Source organism: Nostoc sp. DedQUE12b (genome assembly GCF_034530835.1).
GTDB lineage: Bacteria > Cyanobacteriota > Cyanobacteriia > Cyanobacteriales > Nostocaceae > Nostoc.
In genome coordinates, this window is sequence record NZ_JAVRCI010000005.1 from 94,691 (window position 1) to 112,286 (window position 17,596).

12 protein-coding genes are annotated in these 17,596 nt (G+C 41.8%); 8 read left to right on the forward strand and 4 right to left on the reverse strand.

Features of this window, described 5'->3' with window-relative positions; all coding sequences use genetic code 11:
• Nucleotides 1-19 precede the first annotated feature (19 nt).
• Nucleotides 20-304: a hypothetical protein gene (locus RMY16_RS04210; RefSeq protein ID WP_322662382.1), complete on the forward strand. Its 285-nt coding sequence runs from the start codon at nt 20-22 to the stop codon at nt 302-304.
• Nucleotides 305-495: 191 nt separating this feature from the next.
• Entirely contained in the window at nt 496-2,703 is a 2,208-nt protein-coding gene (locus RMY16_RS04215; RefSeq protein WP_322735308.1) for a CHASE2 domain-containing serine/threonine-protein kinase, read from the forward strand.
• A gap of 129 nt (nt 2,704-2,832) precedes the next feature.
• On the opposite strand, the gene RMY16_RS04220 is transcribed toward RMY16_RS04215, so the two are convergent.
• Nucleotides 2,833-4,482 (reverse strand): NB-ARC domain-containing protein, encoded by a 1,650-nt coding sequence (locus RMY16_RS04220; protein ID WP_322735309.1) that lies wholly within the window; start codon nt 4,480-4,482, stop codon nt 2,833-2,835.
• Nucleotides 4,483-4,684: 202 nt separating this feature from the next.
• On the opposite strand from RMY16_RS04220, the gene RMY16_RS04225 reads away from it, so the two are divergent.
• A complete protein-coding gene (locus tag RMY16_RS04225; protein ID WP_322735310.1) occupies nt 4,685-5,242 on the forward strand; it encodes a hypothetical protein in 558 nt (185 codons plus the stop codon).
• A gap of 450 nt (nt 5,243-5,692) precedes the next feature.
• Here the strand turns inward: RMY16_RS04225 and RMY16_RS04230 are convergent, their stop codons facing one another.
• Entirely contained in the window at nt 5,693-9,283 is a 3,591-nt protein-coding gene (locus tag RMY16_RS04230) for an NB-ARC domain-containing protein (RefSeq protein WP_322735311.1), read from the reverse strand.
• 385 nt (nt 9,284-9,668) lie between these two features.
• Between RMY16_RS04230 and RMY16_RS04235 the strand changes: the two genes are divergently transcribed.
• The 5 genes from RMY16_RS04235 (at nt 9,669) to RMY16_RS04255 (ending at nt 13,938) form a co-directional block, all read left to right on the forward strand.
• Complete coding sequence (locus tag RMY16_RS04235; RefSeq protein ID WP_322735312.1) at nt 9,669-10,112, forward strand: hypothetical protein; 444 nt, start codon at nt 9,669-9,671, stop codon at nt 10,110-10,112.
• Nucleotides 10,113-10,753: 641 nt separating this feature from the next.
• Nucleotides 10,754-11,317: an RICIN domain-containing protein gene (locus RMY16_RS04240; RefSeq protein ID WP_292856719.1), complete on the forward strand. Its 564-nt coding sequence runs from the start codon at nt 10,754-10,756 to the stop codon at nt 11,315-11,317.
• Nucleotides 11,318-11,534: 217 nt separating this feature from the next.
• Complete coding sequence (locus RMY16_RS04245) at nt 11,535-12,083, forward strand: RICIN domain-containing protein (protein WP_322735313.1); 549 nt, start codon at nt 11,535-11,537, stop codon at nt 12,081-12,083.
• A 48-nt stretch (nt 12,084-12,131) separates the two neighbouring features.
• The gene (locus RMY16_RS04250) at nt 12,132-12,590 is read left to right on the forward strand and encodes a hypothetical protein (protein WP_322735314.1); all 459 of its coding nucleotides are present in this window, start codon (nt 12,132-12,134) and stop codon (nt 12,588-12,590) included.
• 622 nt (nt 12,591-13,212) lie between these two features.
• Nucleotides 13,213-13,938: a hypothetical protein gene (locus RMY16_RS04255; protein ID WP_322735315.1), complete on the forward strand. Its 726-nt coding sequence runs from the start codon at nt 13,213-13,215 to the stop codon at nt 13,936-13,938.
• 116 nt (nt 13,939-14,054) lie between these two features.
• Here RMY16_RS04255 and RMY16_RS04260 read toward each other — a convergent pair whose 3' ends face one another.
• Nucleotides 14,055-15,038 (reverse strand): RNA polymerase sigma factor, RpoD/SigA family, encoded by a 984-nt coding sequence (locus RMY16_RS04260; protein WP_322639107.1) that lies wholly within the window; start codon nt 15,036-15,038, stop codon nt 14,055-14,057.
• 691 nt (nt 15,039-15,729) lie between these two features.
• A complete protein-coding gene (locus tag RMY16_RS04265) occupies nt 15,730-17,460 on the reverse strand; it encodes an ATP-binding protein (protein ID WP_322735358.1) in 1,731 nt (576 codons plus the stop codon).
• Nucleotides 17,461-17,596 lie beyond the last annotated feature (136 nt).

Sequence of the window (17,596 nt, forward strand, 5' to 3'; positions counted from 1 at the left end):
TAATTCAGGGGATAAGAATATGAAGGTTTGGCTTGCCTGTTTTTTAGTGCTGTTTGCCTTAGCGGAACTGTTTGATTGGTTGCAAGAATTTAATCTGCCATTACCTATCTATATTTTGGGTGGCGCTTTTTTAGCTGTTGCTTCTAACTATGATAAGATTGTCGGCTCCTATTTTGCCGATTCCAGCATTGAAGCATCACTTGAACAACCTCAGTTAGATTCACTAACTCCATCTACTAATCCGATTTCTTTCCCAGTTACCAGTTCTGTTGAAGATGTTCAAACATCTCAAACAGATGATTAGTACTTGTCTGATTCTATGGTTGACGCTGGGCGTAAGCTTGCTTTCAAAGTAGGAATACGTCAAAGCATTTAAATAGCAAGTCAATTGCTACATTAATAGGAGCTTCAGGTTAACTAGCTTTTAACCTAGATTCCAAAAATTGACTTCTGCGCCTGCAACATCTACCCAATTCAGGCTACCGCCTCAACGCCGTGATTAGTGGACTATTAGAAAAACTCCGTATACCTTTTGTGAAAGTTCAGGATTCCCGTGAAACTTCTAAGAGCAAAAGCTGGCTGCAAATTATTTTTGTTACCAGTGTAGGAGTGACCGCCTTTATCTGGGGAGTTCGGGAACTCAAATGGTTACAGCCTTGGGAGTTAAGAGTTTATGACCAGATGTTGCGATCGCGTCCGGCAGAAGCACCCGATCGACGGATTTTGCTAGTTAAAATTACTGATAAAGATATCAAACGTGAGAAATGGCCTCTATCAGATCGGAGAATCAATCAGCTATTAAAGAAAATAGAGTCTTATCAACCGCGAATTGTTGGTTTATATCTTTTCCGCCCAGAAGACAATAATTTGGCGGCTAATCTCCAAAATCAAGATAACATTGTCACTACCTGTTTGTTCAGCAGCTTGGATAGAGATGAAATTCCCCCGCCGCCGAATGTCCCTATAGATAATGTTGGGTTTAGCGATGTAGTTGCTGATCATGAAAACGACCAAATTCTCCGCCGTACCTTATTATTTGCCAACTCTACAGACAAGAAATGTACAACATCATTTGCATTTGGTGCATTAATTGCAATTAATTATCTAGAAAAACAAGGCATTAAATACGATTTCACTAAAAAAGGAGATTTTCTGTTAGGTAAAACCTTATTTGTGCCTTTACAACCTAATTCTGCTGGCTATCAACATTTGGATGCTGCTGGCTATCAAATATTATTAAATTATCGTCACCCCAATAGCCTCGCCGACCAAGTAACCCTTACAGATGTTCTTAGTGACCAAGTTAACCCCAGTTTATTCAAAGACCGTCTGGTAATTATTGGTACCACAGCGGCTAATATCCCTCCAGGTGGCTTTTATACACCCTACAGCACTTTGCCAGATCAACCAGCTAGAATGCCTGCTCTGTTTATTCATGCACAGATGGCAAGTCAACTCATCAGTACAGTGTTGGATGGGCGACCCTTGATTTGGTATTGGCCCGACTGGGCGGAATTTATTTGGGTATGGGGCTGGTCGCTATTAGGTGGTGTTTTAGCATGGCGGTGGCAAAATCCGCTGCTTTTGCTAGTGGTGGGAACGATAACTCTATTTGGCTTAGTAGTAATCTGCGTTGCTTTATTTTTACAAGCTGGATGGGTGCCATTAATCCCTCCTGCTCTTGCTTTGGTAATTAGTAGTATCTGTGTGATTGCTTATACTAGCTACCAAAATCAGCGGCAAACTCAGGTGATTGTTCTGCAAGTTGAAAAACAACAAGAAGCGATCGCTCAATTAAATGTACTCTTAGAAGATAAAACAGCAATTCCCGACTCGTCTGTTGACTTTCTTCCCCCAATTGATTCACCAGAAACAAAATCAGGTGATTTGCTTTTGAGTGGACGCTACAAAATCTCTAAAACTCTTGGTGCAGGTGGATTTGGTCGCACTTATTTAGCACAGGATACTCAACGACCGGGTAATCCTACTTGTGTAGTTAAAAAGTTAATGCCAGCTCGCCAAGATGCACGATTTTTGCAAGTCGCCCGCAGATTGTTTCATAGTGAAGCTGAAATTTTAGAAATTTTGGGTAAACATCATCAGATTCCTGAACTACTTGCTTATTTTGAAGATAACCAAGAATTTTATTTAATCCAACAATATATTGAGGGACATACCCTAAGCGAAGAATTACCACCCGTACAAAATGTCCAAAACGAATCATTTGTGATGGAAATGCTCAAACAAGTTTTAGAAGTTCTAGAATTTGTTCATCAACATCGAGTGATTCATCGGGATCTTAAACCGACTAATATTATTAGATGCGCTCAAAATAATCGCTTGGTATTGATTGACTTTGGTGCTGTCAAATTGATGCAACCGCCGAGTAGTGAGCAAACAGAATTAGCGACAGTAGCCATTGGGACACGGGGTTATGCACCTCCAGAACAATTTGCCGGTCATCCCCGCTTATGCAGTGATATTTATGCTTTAGGAATGATTGCTATTCAAGCCATCACTGGGATACCACCGCAAGAACTTCATCCAGATCCAGAAACGGGTAATGTGATGTGGCGGCAAACCGTGCAAGTGAGTGAAGAATTAGCGGCAATTTTAGATAAAATGGTTTGCTATCATTTTAGCGATCGCTATCAATCAGCCACCGCAGTTTTACAAGATTTAAAACGTTTTTCAACTAAATAATTATGATGTCCGGCTAATTAGTTATAATTCCCTTTCTCTATGCAGAAAGCCCAAAAACCCCTCCCCTCTGCACCTCTGCCCCTCTGCCCCTCTGCGGTCTTAATGATAAGTCTTTAACCGGACATGATATTATCTGGGCGAAGCCAGAATGGGATGGGATTGCTTCTGACTGTTTGAGCCTGCCTTGTTCCTGCGCCCTCTTATCTGCTTATCCCATTCCCTATGCCTAAAAACTTCATCCTCTTGTGGATAGGGTTTTTCATTTTGGAGCTTTCTAACTAGTCTGCCAAGTTTATCCTCAAGCCGATCAGCAGAGCCAAGGGTTATTCGGAGTTGATTTAGAATAGGTCTTACAATCAGATGAATTTGACTATCGTGGATGTAGTCTTTTGCCTGGGCTTGCATCGAAGCATAGGTCAGCAGATATTGCGGTGATTCTGTGACGATTTCCTCGCAGACTTGCTCAATCAAGCACTTTATCACATATTCCATTACCATAGGTTGCTGTGTGAATCCTCCAGTATTGCTTTCTATCAAGCTACGCCAGCGTAAAGATTCGAGGACTGAGATTAACTTAGGCTTAGGCAATATTGGTGTAAAAGCTGTTTGCAATTCTGTCGAGGAAAGCTTGCCCCGATTAATTGCCAGCCAGTACATCACTTGCTGCTCAGACGTAGAGAGTCTTTTGAATTGTTGTTCTAGAAGATTGCCAATGCCCTGAAATACGGTTGTGCCTTCAGCAAAGAAGCAGGCGATGTTACCTTCATGTAAGTCCCGAATGGAAGTGGCGGCAATTTTCAAAGCTAGGGGATTACCACCGTAACATTCAACCAGTTGGCGGGTTTCGTCCTCGGAGCCTGATAGCCCTTTGAGTTTCAGAATTGTTTGCCCAGCTGCGACTTCTAATCCTGATAAAGCAAGGGTACGGACTGGCAAAGCATCACCTTCCAAGGCGGCGATTTCATTAGGTTTTTCTCGGCTGGTGAGCAGGACACAGCTTTGATGCCCAGTCTCTCCCAATCGCCATAGGAGTTCACCGTAGGATTCGTAGCCCTCACGGTAACAGCCAGTCCCTGTACCTTGCTGCAATAATGTGTCGAAATTATCCAGAATCAGCAAGCATCGAGATTTGCGGAGATACTCGATTAAACAAGTAATTTGCTCATGGGGGGAAGCAGGCAATGTGGTAACTTGCTGATGAGAAAGGATTTTGATGTAGTCTGTCACCTTGTTATAGAAAAAGGGTGCGTGCCTGAGCGATCGCCAAATCACATATTCAAATTCTCCCTGCAATTGTTCTGCTAACTTCACCGATAGCGCGGTTTTACCGATACCACCCATACCTAACAGTGTGACTACACGAGCGCGTTGTTTACCGCCGCAGGCATCTCTCACAATCCATTGGCTGAGGGTTTCTAATTCTGTAGTACGTCCATAGAACTGGGAAACGTCGATTGCTTCTCCCCAATTTGTATAGTTCGTAAAGGGTTGAAAGTTTAAGGTTGAGGAGGTGTTTATGTCCTGTTGTCGCTGTGCAGTTCGCTTCAGCACTCCTTGCAGGTTATTTTTGGTAACTTTTTCGCCCAAAGCTTGAGAGAGCGATCGCCATAATTCCGAGCCAACATCTTTGATGTGACCGGGGTCATAAGTGACTGCTCGCGCCATTTCGAGATAAGTTTTTCCTTCCCAAGCGTAGCGAAATACAATCTCTTGCGCTCTCGTTAAGCGTCCTCGTTCCAATAATTGCTCAACTATCGCGATCGCTTCTTCAACCGTCATTTATTTCGGTAGTAATACAGGCTCACTACAATATTCACACCATAAACTTGATTTTTTGTAAAAAGTTTACGTAAATCTACGAAAAAGAACCCGACCTTTTCCCGACCTTTTCCGACCGACAAGCTTGATACTAGCCCTTTAGAATCTATGTAAGATCAAAGCGATCGAGAATCTAACTAAATTATTTATTGAGGTCAAAGACATGGCTTATTACTATTACGGCACAAGCGGAAATGATTATCTAAACTACACTGGTTCAGACAGTGTTTTTGCCTATGCTTATGAGGGAAATGATACTATCTATGGCAATACTAACGACGATTACCTCTATGGATATAGCGGCAATGACTACCTATATGGTTGGACAGGTAACGATGTCTTATACGGAGACTCTGGTAGTGACAACTTATATGGTGGAGCTGGTAACGATACTTTATACGGTTCTAGCTCAACTGCCTACGACGGTTATGAATATGATGTCTTAAATGGTGGCGATGGCTACGATAGGTTTGTTTTAGGTACATCCTATGATGGAAACTATTATCAGGGAGGTGGCTACGCTACGATACAAGACTACAATCCTACGAATGACTATATCCAACTGAAAGGAAGTGCAAGTTCTTTTTATCTTGGTACTGCAAATTATGAAGGAACTAGTGACCTTGATACACTCATATATCAGAATGATGGTGACTTGTTAGCAGTAGTTCAAGATCGGACTGATATACAGTTAACCAGCTATTATGTCAGCTTTGTTTAGTCCTACTACAGTTGGGAAATAACTCTACAGTTTCAAATCTTTGATGACTTTAGAGCAACGCAATTTCAGCTCGCTCCTCAGCTTTATTTATCTGAATTTACACTCTTGTATTTACAACCAAGGAAGTTAAAACTCCACTTGTGAGAGGAGCATTTAAATTGCGGAAATTTGATAACTCTCATTCTCTAACCCAGTCTTTTAAGAGGTTATTTGAAAAGCATTATTGCTTACATCTGAACCTCAAAAATCTACCCCCCTAGCCCCCATTCCTTACTAGTGAATGGGGGTTTCAAATTCAAAGGCTTTTGAATACAAAGCAATACGGTTCATTTAAGGATAATTGGTCTTTCAAAACGCGATAAATCACATCTCTACATGAGGGTTTTGTTGCTCATTCTGAACTGTATTGAGATATAAAGCGTTTACTCCTGAATTCAGAATTCTGCTGTATCAATTCACTTCTAATGCACCCAAAGCTTTTAAAGTTGCTACCTCTGCCTCAGTCAACCCTTTCACCCCAGTAATAATCATGCCTTCATACGGGCGGGCTGGTCTTAACGTTTGCCGACATTGCCCCGTAGTAATATCCCAACAGTTGATTGTTTCATCCCAACTACTACTGAGAAGAGTTTGAGCATCTGGGACTAGACTAAGCGACCACACCCAATTGAAATGATTCTGTAGTGTAGCAAGGCAGTCTCCAGTAAGTGTATTCCAAATTTTGATCGTGCGATCGCCACTACTGCTAATCATGCGATCGCCATTATCGACGAACAGAATACAAAGTATCTGGCTGGTATGCCCAGAAAATGTACGCAGACAAACCCCTGTGTCAATGTCCCACAGTCGTACCAAGGAGTCATCACCACCAGTAGCAACATATTGACTATCTGGACTCACTGCAACTGCCCAAACACGGTTTGAGTCTGCCTCCCAACTATGAAGACAGGTTCTTGTTTCCATATCCCAGCGTTTAACTATCTTTTCATAGCCACTGCTGAAGAGAGTTTTTCCATCAGGGCTAAAGGCGATCGCCAACACAGAACCAGGATGACCTTGCAATGTTTGCCAACATTCACCAGAACGCACATCCCATATCTTGATTGTATGGTCGTAGCTAGCACTAGCAAGAAAATTACTGTCTGGACTAAAAGCAACTGCCCAGACCCAACTATCGTGACCATGCAAAGTTTTAAAGCATTGCCCTGTATGGGGACTCCAAAGCTTAATAGTCCGATCTGCACTGGCGCTGGCCAGCAACTCTCCATTGGGACTGAAGGCGACAGAGAAAATTCGATTGCTATGTCCATGTAATACACGAAACGGCTGGAGGTCAAGCTTTAAGTGTTGCGGGGCATTGACATCCCAGAGTTTGATTGTCTGGTCTTCGTGTCCACTAGCAAGTAAGTTTTGCTGCCAACTGTATGCGATCCCATAAACAGCATTACTGTGTCCTTGGAAGGTTTTAGTACACTGTCCTGTCTGAAGTTCCCAGACTCTAGCTGCGTGGTCATCTCCACCACTAGCAATTAAGTGTCCTTGAGGGTGAAAAGCAACTGACCAAATTCGATTTGTATGCTTTTCCAGTGTATCCAGACATTTCCCTGTGTTTATATCCCAAATCTTCACAGTTTGGTCATAGCTGCCACTTAAAAGCTGTTCACCCTTGGGGCTATACGCTACCGAGGTTACAACCCCTGCGTGTCCCTGCAAGGTCAGCAAACACATCCCGCTATGTAAATCCCACACTTTCACGGTTTGATCGAAACTGCCGCTTGCTAATATTTGCCCTTCTGGACTGAAAGCGATCGCTTTTATCCAGTGCTGATGCCCTTCTAAGTTTTGCACACAGCATCCAGTTACTAAATCCCACAGCTTGATTGTGTTATCTTCACCAGCCGTTGCTAAAATTTGAGCTGCGGGATGAAAAGCTACACTCCACACACAAGCATGATGTCCTTCTAGAGTTTGCACACATTTGCTTGTAGCTAGATGCCAGACTTTAACTGTGTAGTCATAGCTAGTACTAGCAAGGAATTCACCGTCAGGACTCCATGCGATCGCTGTGACAATGCTAGTGTGACCACATAGCGTTTTAAAACATTCTCCTGTGGTAATGTCCCAAAGTTTAATTGTATGATCCTGACCGCAACTAGCTAAAACTGAATGCACAGGGCTAAAAGCAATATTCCAGACCCAACTGTTGTGTTCTTTACAGCTAAATAGTTGTTTACTATTGGTAACATCCCAAACATTAATTTCACCATTTGTATCACTGGTAGCAAGGCAGCGCCCATCTGAACTAAAGGCAACGCTAGTAATGCCGCCAAAGGTCGCAGCAAAAACACAATCTTGAAAGTTGGTTTGGCTAAAGTTCACCCGATGTAAGTTGAGCGAGCGCAAATCGCAGTTACGGATAGTGAGATGCGAAAAATCATACCCTGTCAAATCAGTTTCTAATTGTGCCAGTAAATTCAGCAGATTGCCGCCACCATACCCAACTGGATCTATAGCTTCATTTTGGAGCTTTCTAACTAGTCTGCCAAGTTTATGCTCAAGCTGATGAGCAGAGCCAAGGGTTATTTGTAGCTGATTTAGGATAGGCCGCACAATCAGGTGAATTTGACTATCGCGGATGTAGTCTTTTGCCTGGGCTTGCATCAAAGCATGAGTCAGCAGATATTGCGGTGATTCTGTGACTATTTCCTGGCAGACTTGTTCAATCAAGCACTCTGTCACGTATTCCATAACGACAGGTTGCTGTGTGAATCCTCCAGTATTGCTTTCTATCAAGCTACACCAGCGTAAAGATTCGAGGACTGACATTAACTTAGACTTAGGCATTGTTGGTGTGAAGACTGTTTCCAATTCTGTCGAGGAAAGTTTCTCCCGATTAATTGCTAGCCAGTACATCACTTGCTGCTCCAAGGCGGAGAGTCTTTTGACTTGCTGCTCTAAGAGATTGGCAATGCCCTTAAATACAGTTGTGCCTTCAGAAAAGAAATTGGCGATATTGCCTTCATATAAGTCCTGAATGGAGGTAGCGGCAATTTTCAAAGCTAGGGGATTACCACGGTAACACTCAACTAGTTGGCGGGTTTCTTCTTCGGAACCTGATAGACCTTTGAGTGTCAAAATTGTTTGTCCGGCTGCAACTTCTAATCCTAATAAAGCAAGGGTACGAACTGGCAAAGCATCACCTTCCAAGGCGGCGATTTCATTAGGTTTTTCTCGGCTGGTGAGCAGGACACAGCTTTGATGCCCAGTCTCTCCCAATCGCCATAGGAGTTCACCGTAGGATTCGTAGCCCTCACGGTAACAGCCAGTCCCTGTACCTTGCTGCAATAATGTGTCGAAATTATCCAGAATCAGCAAGCATCGAGATTTGCGGAGATACTCGATTAAACAAGTAATTTGCTCATGGGGGGAAGCAGGCAATGTGGTAACTTGCTGATGAGAAAGGATTTTGATGTAGTCTGTCACCTTGTTATAGAAAAAGGGTGCGTGCCTGAGCGATCGCCAAATCACATATTCAAATTCTCCCTGCAATTGTTCTGCTAACTTCACCGATAGCGCGGTTTTACCGATACCACCCATACCTAACAGTGTGACTACACGAGCGCGTTGTTTACCGCCGCAGGCATCTCTTACAATCCATTGGCTGAGGGTTTCTAATTCTGTAGTACGTCCATAGAATTGGGAAACGTCGATTGCTTCCCCCCAATTTGTGTAGTTCGTGAAGGGTTGAAAGTTTAAGGCTGAGGAGGCATTTATGTTTATGCCCTTTTGTCGCTGTACAGTTCGTTTCAGTACTCCTTGTAGGTTATTTTTGGCAACTTTTTCTCCTAAAGCTTGGGAGAGCGATCGCCATAATTCCGAACCAATATCTTTGATGTAACCACAATCGTAATCGGACTCTACAGCCATGTCTAAGTACGTCTGTCCTGCCCAAGATTGACGAAATACAATCTCTTGAACTTTTGTTAAGCGTCCCCGTTCTAATAATTGCTCGACTAGTGCGATCGCCTCTTCAACCGTCATTTATTTTCGTAACAATACTAAGTTAACTACGATATTCGCACCATAAGCTTTATTTATTAAAAAAGTTTGCGTAAATCTACCAAGAAGATCCGACTTTTTTCCGACTTTTTCTGACTATCGAATTTTACACCAGGCAGTAGAGTATTTGGATAAGCAGTATTCATATCCCCAACTTCTTACAGGGGATATAGGAGAAGCCAAACAAAGTAAGCAATAGGAATGAACAAACAATAAGGAATTGGTTTGACTTTGGCTGCATGAAGTTTTGGAATGATTATAGCTTATTAATTGTTTGCAAACACAAAAATGCTCATGTCCAAATGAACCCATTCCTTAATGAGAATTTCTGTTACCGTTATCCAGCTTAATTTGAGAATCTAATACTATGTTAAAAATCATCCGACGAGAGCTTGTGACTGCTGCATTATTCTTAACAGTTCCAATTGGCGCAATTCTTACTGGTGTTGATATCAAACCTGCATTTGCCGATTGTAATCCCTTTGGCTGTTCACCATCTAGTGTTGCTGAATGTAATCCTTTCGGCTGTCCTAATGGACCATTAGGCCAAGCCTGTACGCCTTTTGGCTGTCCACAATCACCACAACCGATTAGCGCTAGTGACGATCAAATACCTGGACGTAAACGTTTAATTAGATGTATAAGAATATTGCGGCGTGAAGAAGTTGTTGGTAGGAGAGAGGCTGATAATGTTTGTGAATCTTTAATAAGATATGAAAGGATCTCTGATTGTGTTCAAGAATTAAGGAGTGTATCAAGACGAGAATTAAGGAGACGTGAAGCTAGCAATATTTGCGAAAGAATATTGTAATATAATCGCCGAGCCTCTAGTGTGCTTTAACGGAATATAACGCACCTTTTTTATCTGATCCAAAAAGCAACTCAAACAGTTTTATGCGCTTTGATTTGTGCGTTAAGTTATTTGCTGGTTGGGTGGATTAAAGCGAAACCCAACAGTAAATTCTCTCACTACACGATAAGTTTATGCGATCGCACTTGCAAATATACGCTGATTTTGTGCGATCGCCATAATTTCGACTTGGGATGAAATAGCTGAGAGCGATCATCCCCTTCTAATAATTAGTCAACTAGTGCGTAGACGCGTAGCGGCTTGTCGTTAGACATCGCTTCTTCAACCGTCATTTCTTTTCGTGAGAATACTAAATTAACTCTGATATTCGCACTATAAGCTTTATTTCTTCAAATATATTAAGTGAATATACGCAGAATCTATGCAGATGGTACATAGAATCGGGTGCATAAAAAGTATAAATACTCCTCATACTCCTCCTATTTATAACTTCGTCTCACGCACCCCATAAGGTGATTTAAGTGTGACAAACAGCTTTAGTCCTGATGCTAAAAAGATCCGACTTTTTCCGACTTTTTCCGACCGTCAAACTTTATACCAAGCATTAGAGTATTTAGATAAGCAGACATGAGGAACTATCTATGAAACTTAAAACCAAATTTTTACCTGGTATAGTGTTTATTATCTCTAACCTATTATTGTCATTTTCTGTTGACTCTAAGCCTAGTAACGCGCAGGCAACTGGTGTTTTTATCAATAACTTACTAAGCGGAAAATGCATTGATGTAGGTGGCGCTCCGGGTACAGATAATGGAGCACCATTAGTGCTTTGGGATTGCGAATTATCTAATCTTAATGCTGATAACGGTTCACCTACAGACCATAGATGGATACTAAGAAATGATGGATTTATCGTAAATGAACTTTCCGGAAAATGTCTTGATGTAGCTGGATATCCTGGACGTTCTAACGGTTCAAAGTTGATTATTTATGACTGTGAGTTTGGCAATCCACGTACAGATCAAAGGTGGACATTTACAAGCAATGGATTTATCAGGAATAGACTTTCTGGAAAATGTATTGATGTAGCTGGCGCTCCAGGTAGAGAGAACGGCGCACAATTACAACTTTGGGATTGTGAACTATCTGGACGTAATGCTGATAACCGTTCACGTACAGACCAAAAGTGGACAGTCCAGTATTGATGATTATAAAAAATCATCAACCATAGATCAATGCGGTCGCACCAAATAATTCTGTTATTGAAAGTGCGATCGCACTTTCCCTTACACGATAATTTTAGGTGATCGCACTTTCCATTACATGATTGTTTGGTGCTATTCCGTAGCCTCTCATAGAGAAGCGATCGCTTTGCCAAACTAATAACTTGGTAATTCACAGTATTTTTGGAAAAACAACCCTATGAAATTGTTAAAAACTCTTTTCTCTATTGGAGCTATTTCTGCCATATCTACTGGCTTTTTGAGTAGTATTGTTGAAGTACCATCATCTGCTGTTTATGCTTTTCCAAAATTACAAACGATACAAACTCAGGCTCTTGGAACTTACGTGCTCAAGACATACCTAAATGGACGGGTTCTTGATTTTAGTAACAGCGCAAAGCAGGGAGAACCAGTACTTTTGGTTAACAAGCATCGTGGAGAAAGCCAACAGTGGCAATTAATTCGTTTAGAAAATGGATATTACATTATCAAATCGATAGTTAATGAGAGAGTGTTAGATTTTAGAAATGCTCAGAACAATAAAGAACCTTTAGTTATTGCAAACGAACACGGTAAAGATAATCAGCAATGGGAACTTAAACAATTATCAAACGGCAGATATTTGATTAAATCTAAACTTACTGGGCGTGTTCTTGATTTTAGAAATAACGATAATAATCGTGAGCCTGTGCTTTTGGTTGATGAACATAGAGGCCACAGTCAACAATGGATTCTTGAGAAAATTTAGTGACAGCATTGACGCAATTATTTTATGCTAAAAGGAATAAAAACTGCGATGAAACCTTTGACAACTGCTTCATATTTTCTAGTATTAAATTTACTGGTTACTGGTTTTAATATTCAGGAGGTTAAAGCCGAACCATTTAATGGTGTATGTAATGATCCTTGGGTCACTGGGGCAGTTAGCCAAGTTGCTAAAAGAAGTCCTCTAGGTCAAGGCAATAGAGGTGAATGCAACATTCGATTATATGGCAATGGTCGCTGGAGTAACTTCCCAGATTTGCTCAATAAAGTAAAGAAAGCTTTTGCATCCTACGCACCTGGAGTATGCCGAGACCCTTGGATTACTGGGGCAGTTAGCCAAGTTGCTAAAAGAAGTCCTCAAGGATACGGTGAATTAGGAGAGTGTGACATGTATCGGTATGGCAATGGTTCTTGGAGTGATTATGCCGATGGTTCTTGGAGTGATTATGCCGATCTTGTTAGGAAGATTCGTGCTACCTTTGCTAAATGAGGAATTCCCTCAAACTGGCACGGATCTAGCGAAGACACTAACTTGAAAATCGCCTATTAGTTGTAGCAACCTGCAATTATAAATGGACAATTGCTAACACTTTAGAGCAAATTTTCCGAAGCCAAAGCTTTTTTGTCCAAAGTCCAATCAATTAAAAGCTAAAGCAAGTTAGGCCTACAGAAATCTTTCTAGCTTACTTAGACGTGAAGGTAAAATTCCAAAAGCCCTGATTGCTAGTTGTAAAGCCATAGAGTTAGATCCTTGTCATTGAGATTCCCGACTTATTCAAGAGGTCAGGGATCTAGTCTCCAACTTTCTACGCCACGATGATTTTGTGCGATGCCTGCGGTGTTCTCGTTGCGATCGCGATGATTTTGAGTTGAGGTGAAATAGGTGAGAGCGATCGCTTTCTCAAACTAATAACTTAGTAATTCAATTTTAGGCGATCACTTCGATTCTTGGCTGCAAGCAAGGCAACCTGTTCAGCATGACATTGAGATTAAATAGGATCACCCGTTCCAAAGCAACCTATATCTCTGGAATGAAAATCAACTTGATTCTGGATAAGGTTACTCCCTCTCCCAATATTCAATACTATTAACCTTCATAAAATTAAATAATTATGGTTATGCGTTATCGCCTCATTGCCTTTCTATCGACTGGTTTTCTGATACTTCAAACTTCCCCTATTCTTGCTCAAAACCTTCGTGCTGACCTACAACAAGCTCTTAATGCCAAAGATTGGAGCCGCGCCATTGAAATCGTAGACAAACTAATTGCACAGTCGCCAACAGAAGCCCCACAGCTACAAGAATACAAAGCGCAATTGCAAAAACGTTTCTCAGAAACGCCTGCAAGCTCGCCATCCTCAAAAACTGAAACTTATTTGATTAATGGTTACGCTCCAGATATATTGGGAGGTTCACCAATCTTACTATCAGGAAGTTTTACAATTCCAAAGAATCATGATGATGTCATTGATATTTCAGAACTATCTGATTTTAATTTAACTTTCAATTATGACCACATGAATATTTCATGTGACTTACCTGCACTAAAAAATTTTTCATTATTAGATTCTCAAGGATATATTCAAAAATCTAGAGAATATGGAATGAAGATTCCTGTGGAGCTACTTAAATTCAAACTGAATTGTCAAAGTGAAAATGTGGAATTTTCTTTATCAAACTTACAACTTAAAGCAAAAATAAAACATCGGCATAATTATTCTCAAACAGAGCAAAGTACTCAATCAACAGGAATGGAAGTAACTTACTCAGCAGGTACATCATCTGGAACGACTGAGTTTGAAACCACTGTTAGGATGTTATTTATTCAACCGCAGTAATTATATATATATTAATATTAAGTAAGCGCAATTTTTTAGCAAAAAAAATCGCCCCCTGAATTCAGGAGGCGGATCACCAAGGTGGTGTAGAGACGCGAAATTCCGCGTCTCTCGTTTTAACTAGCAACGTATTCTTTGACATTGGCACGACGGCGACGCAGATGAGCCAAAGCTTGATGTTCTAACTGACGAACGCGTTCGCGGCTGAGATTCAATCTCTCACCAACTTTCGCCAATGACATTTCATTACCATCTTCTAAACCAAAGCGTAAAGCTACAACTTCTCGCTGTTGCGGGGTTAGTTCTGCTAGCAGGTTGTTCAAGTCTTGGCGTAAGAATTCCTGATTGGTGTAATACTCTGGTGATGGGCCATCATCTTCGAGCATTTCTTGCAACTCAGTATCCTGGTTCTCACCAACTCGCACATCCAAAGACACTGGTTGACGAGCCATATTCAGGTACTCGCGAATCTGAGCAGGTTCTAGTTCCAGTGCTTTGGCAATTTCGGCTGGAGTCGGCGATCGCCCCAAGCTTTGAGCTAACTCGCGCTGCACTTTTTTGATTTTGTTCAGTTTCTCGGTAATGTGGATCGGTAAGCGAATAGTCCGACCTTGTTGAGCGATCGCCCGAGTAATTGCTTGGCGAATCCACCAGTAAGCGTAAGTCGAGAACTTATAACCCCTCATCGGGTCAAATTTCTCCACGCCCCGCTCTAATCCTAGTGTTCCTTCCTGGATTAAATCCAGAAACTCCATATTTCGCTTTTGATACTTTTTAGCAATAGCAACAACCAAGCGCAAATTCGCTTCGATCATCTTTTGCTTTGCCCGCTTACCTTGTGCCACCGTTTGTTGCACATCGGTTTCCGATTGTTTAACGTGATCGGCCCACTCTGAAATATCCGGTTCGCGTTGCAACTTCTTCGCCAAAGCTTCCTTGGCGTCGATCAGCGTCATCATTTGTTGCACTTGCTTTCCAAAGACAATTTCTTGTTCGCGGGTTAGCAGTGGTACACGACCAATTTCTCGCAGATAGGTTCGCACCATATCAGCCGTGAATTTGGTGTTGAGGTTTTCCGTTTGGGTATTGACAGTAGGCATTGGTGCGATGTCCTCTACTTCGTAAAGATAATGTATGTTTTATTACTAAAATGGAGGGGGAAAAGTAGTACATTTATCACGAGATGTAGGGAGCTACCAAAAGAAATTAATTGATACAGCCGTTGTTAAGACGGTCAGCCCCCAATGATAGGTTCCCCTACCTTCCCTAAATTTTCAATCTTTTATAAGCACGCTGGTTATTTTTGAGAATTATTCTCTTGGACAGTTAGTAACACCGACTGGTAAATCTGAAGTCGGTATGAGTTCTACTTAACTTATGATACGATAAATCAGGCAAATAGTAAACTATCTTAAGATAAAACCTATCATTATAATTCAAAAGCAGTCGTTATAGAAAAAATTTTAAATTTCCTTGAAATTACTGACTATATCTATAGTGACGCCAAAAACCCCTCTTCTGTTGCCAAAAACTAGCCGGATAACCGAACTTTATTTGCTCTCACAATGGAGGGATGTCACGAATTCGTCATTTGTCATTGGTCATCGGTCACTTGTACTGAGCGTAGTCGTTGGCGCAGCCTCTCCAAGAGTTGTATTTGTCATTAGTCACTTGTACCGAGCATCTCAACTTCGCTCGATGGAGCCGGAGCCGAGGTAAGCCCTGGCGCAGCCTCTCCAAAAGTTGTATTGGTCATTTGCAAAGGACAAGGGACAACTGACAAATGACAATCTAAAATCCCAGGTCGGCTTTGGCTAGTTCCGCAGCGGCGAATACTTCTGCGTCAGGTTTTTCTTCCCAGGCAGGCTCACCAATTTCTGCGTAAAAAGTTGCGTCGTAAGGTCGGGTACGTACTACTACTGGCATAGGAACAGCATGACCCAATATTAAAGCTTGTTGTTTCGAGTCTAGCTTTGCCAATACCGATCGCAGTCCGCTACCACCAGATACACCTGTAAAAATCGCGTCAATGTCTTTTTCATCATTCAGCAAAGCGGTAATGCGAGTCCCAATTTGCGACATAACTTCATTATCTATGCCTGATGGACGTTGATCAACTACCAAAAGTGTGACAAAATACTTCCGCAGTTCGCGGGCAATAGTCCCAAAGATAGTACTTTGGACGATAGCCGGGTCAAGGAAACGGTGCGCCTCTTCAATGGTAATCATCAATGGCGTTGGGCGATCGCTAGGGTTTTTGCTTTGCAGGAATTTATCTGCTTTCTTGACGTAATGCTCGTGAATACGTCGGGTGATCATATTTGTCACCAACATATAAGAGAGCATATTAGACTGGGAACCAAATTCTATCACAACATTCTTCCCAGATTCCAGGCACTGGACAATTTTACTAATGTAATTCTGGGGGCAAACTGCTCGCATATACTTCAAGCTATCCATCCGCAAGAGTTTGCGCTGCAATGCCATAATCGAGCCTTTGTGTCCGCGCTTCTCGTCGCAAAACACCTCGATTTCTTCGTTAGTCATATTCAACAACTGGACAATCCAAGACTTGCCAAATTCGCTATACAGAATATTGGCGTTATCTAAGGCTGCGTCAGAGAGTCCTAAATCTCGGCTACATAACTTAATATCTTCAACTTCTATTTGCTCGTAACTCAAATAAAGTTCTTGAGCATCACGCACACCACGACGCTTTGTTGATTCCGGGTCGAGGGTATAAACTTCCACTTTACTAGGAAAAAGTTGCTTTAAACCTTTAACTGTATTGACGTTCTTACCTTCTGCAACGGCTTCCCACCCATACTCAGAGTGCATATCAAAAATCAAGTTTACTGCCGCATTTTTACGGATAACGCCAGCTAAAAGCAGCCGCGTTAGAAAGGATTTCCCAGTACCAGATTTACCAAAAACCCCATTACTCCGTTCTACAAAGCGGTTTAAATCGATGCAAACGGGCACATCCATATCCAAAGGTTTCCCAATGGAAAAGTTGCGCCTTTGGGGGTCATCTTCCCAACCAAATACCCGGCGAAAATCGTCAACACTTGCTTCGTAAACTTGACTAAAGTGGCTAGGAATAGTTTTAACAGGCAACAATTCTATCGTCGTGCTGGTTTGTGGCATAAATGAAGCCAAACCCGTCACCGATGGGAGGAAAGGATTTGCTGATTTGCCATTTGTTGGGGAGAAAGATTCTTCAGTTTCGGGAGTGAACATCAACATCGGCGCGAGGTTGATAGTACCGTAAGTACCACTTCCGGCTAAAACATCTCGTAAAAAAGTGTCTTCCCAACTCGGGGGATTAGCAATAATTCGGGCATTAGCAGCTCCTAATGCTACATCTGTCAGCATACAAAAAAAACGCGATCGCATCCCTTGCACAACAAGAAACTTGCCCACTCGCATATCTTCCACAGAAATGTCAGGATGCAATCGTACTTCTAAACCTTCAGTTAGAGAACCTTGAATGACCGAACCTAATGGCTGTGCCGAATTCATCTGATTAGTCATTTGTCATTTGTCATTTGTCATTGGTCACTTGTACTGAGCGACTTGCCTTGACTTGTGCCCAGCGAAGTCGAAAGGAGTCGAAGTATTGGTCATTTGTTTTTTCTCCATCCCCTATGCCCAATTC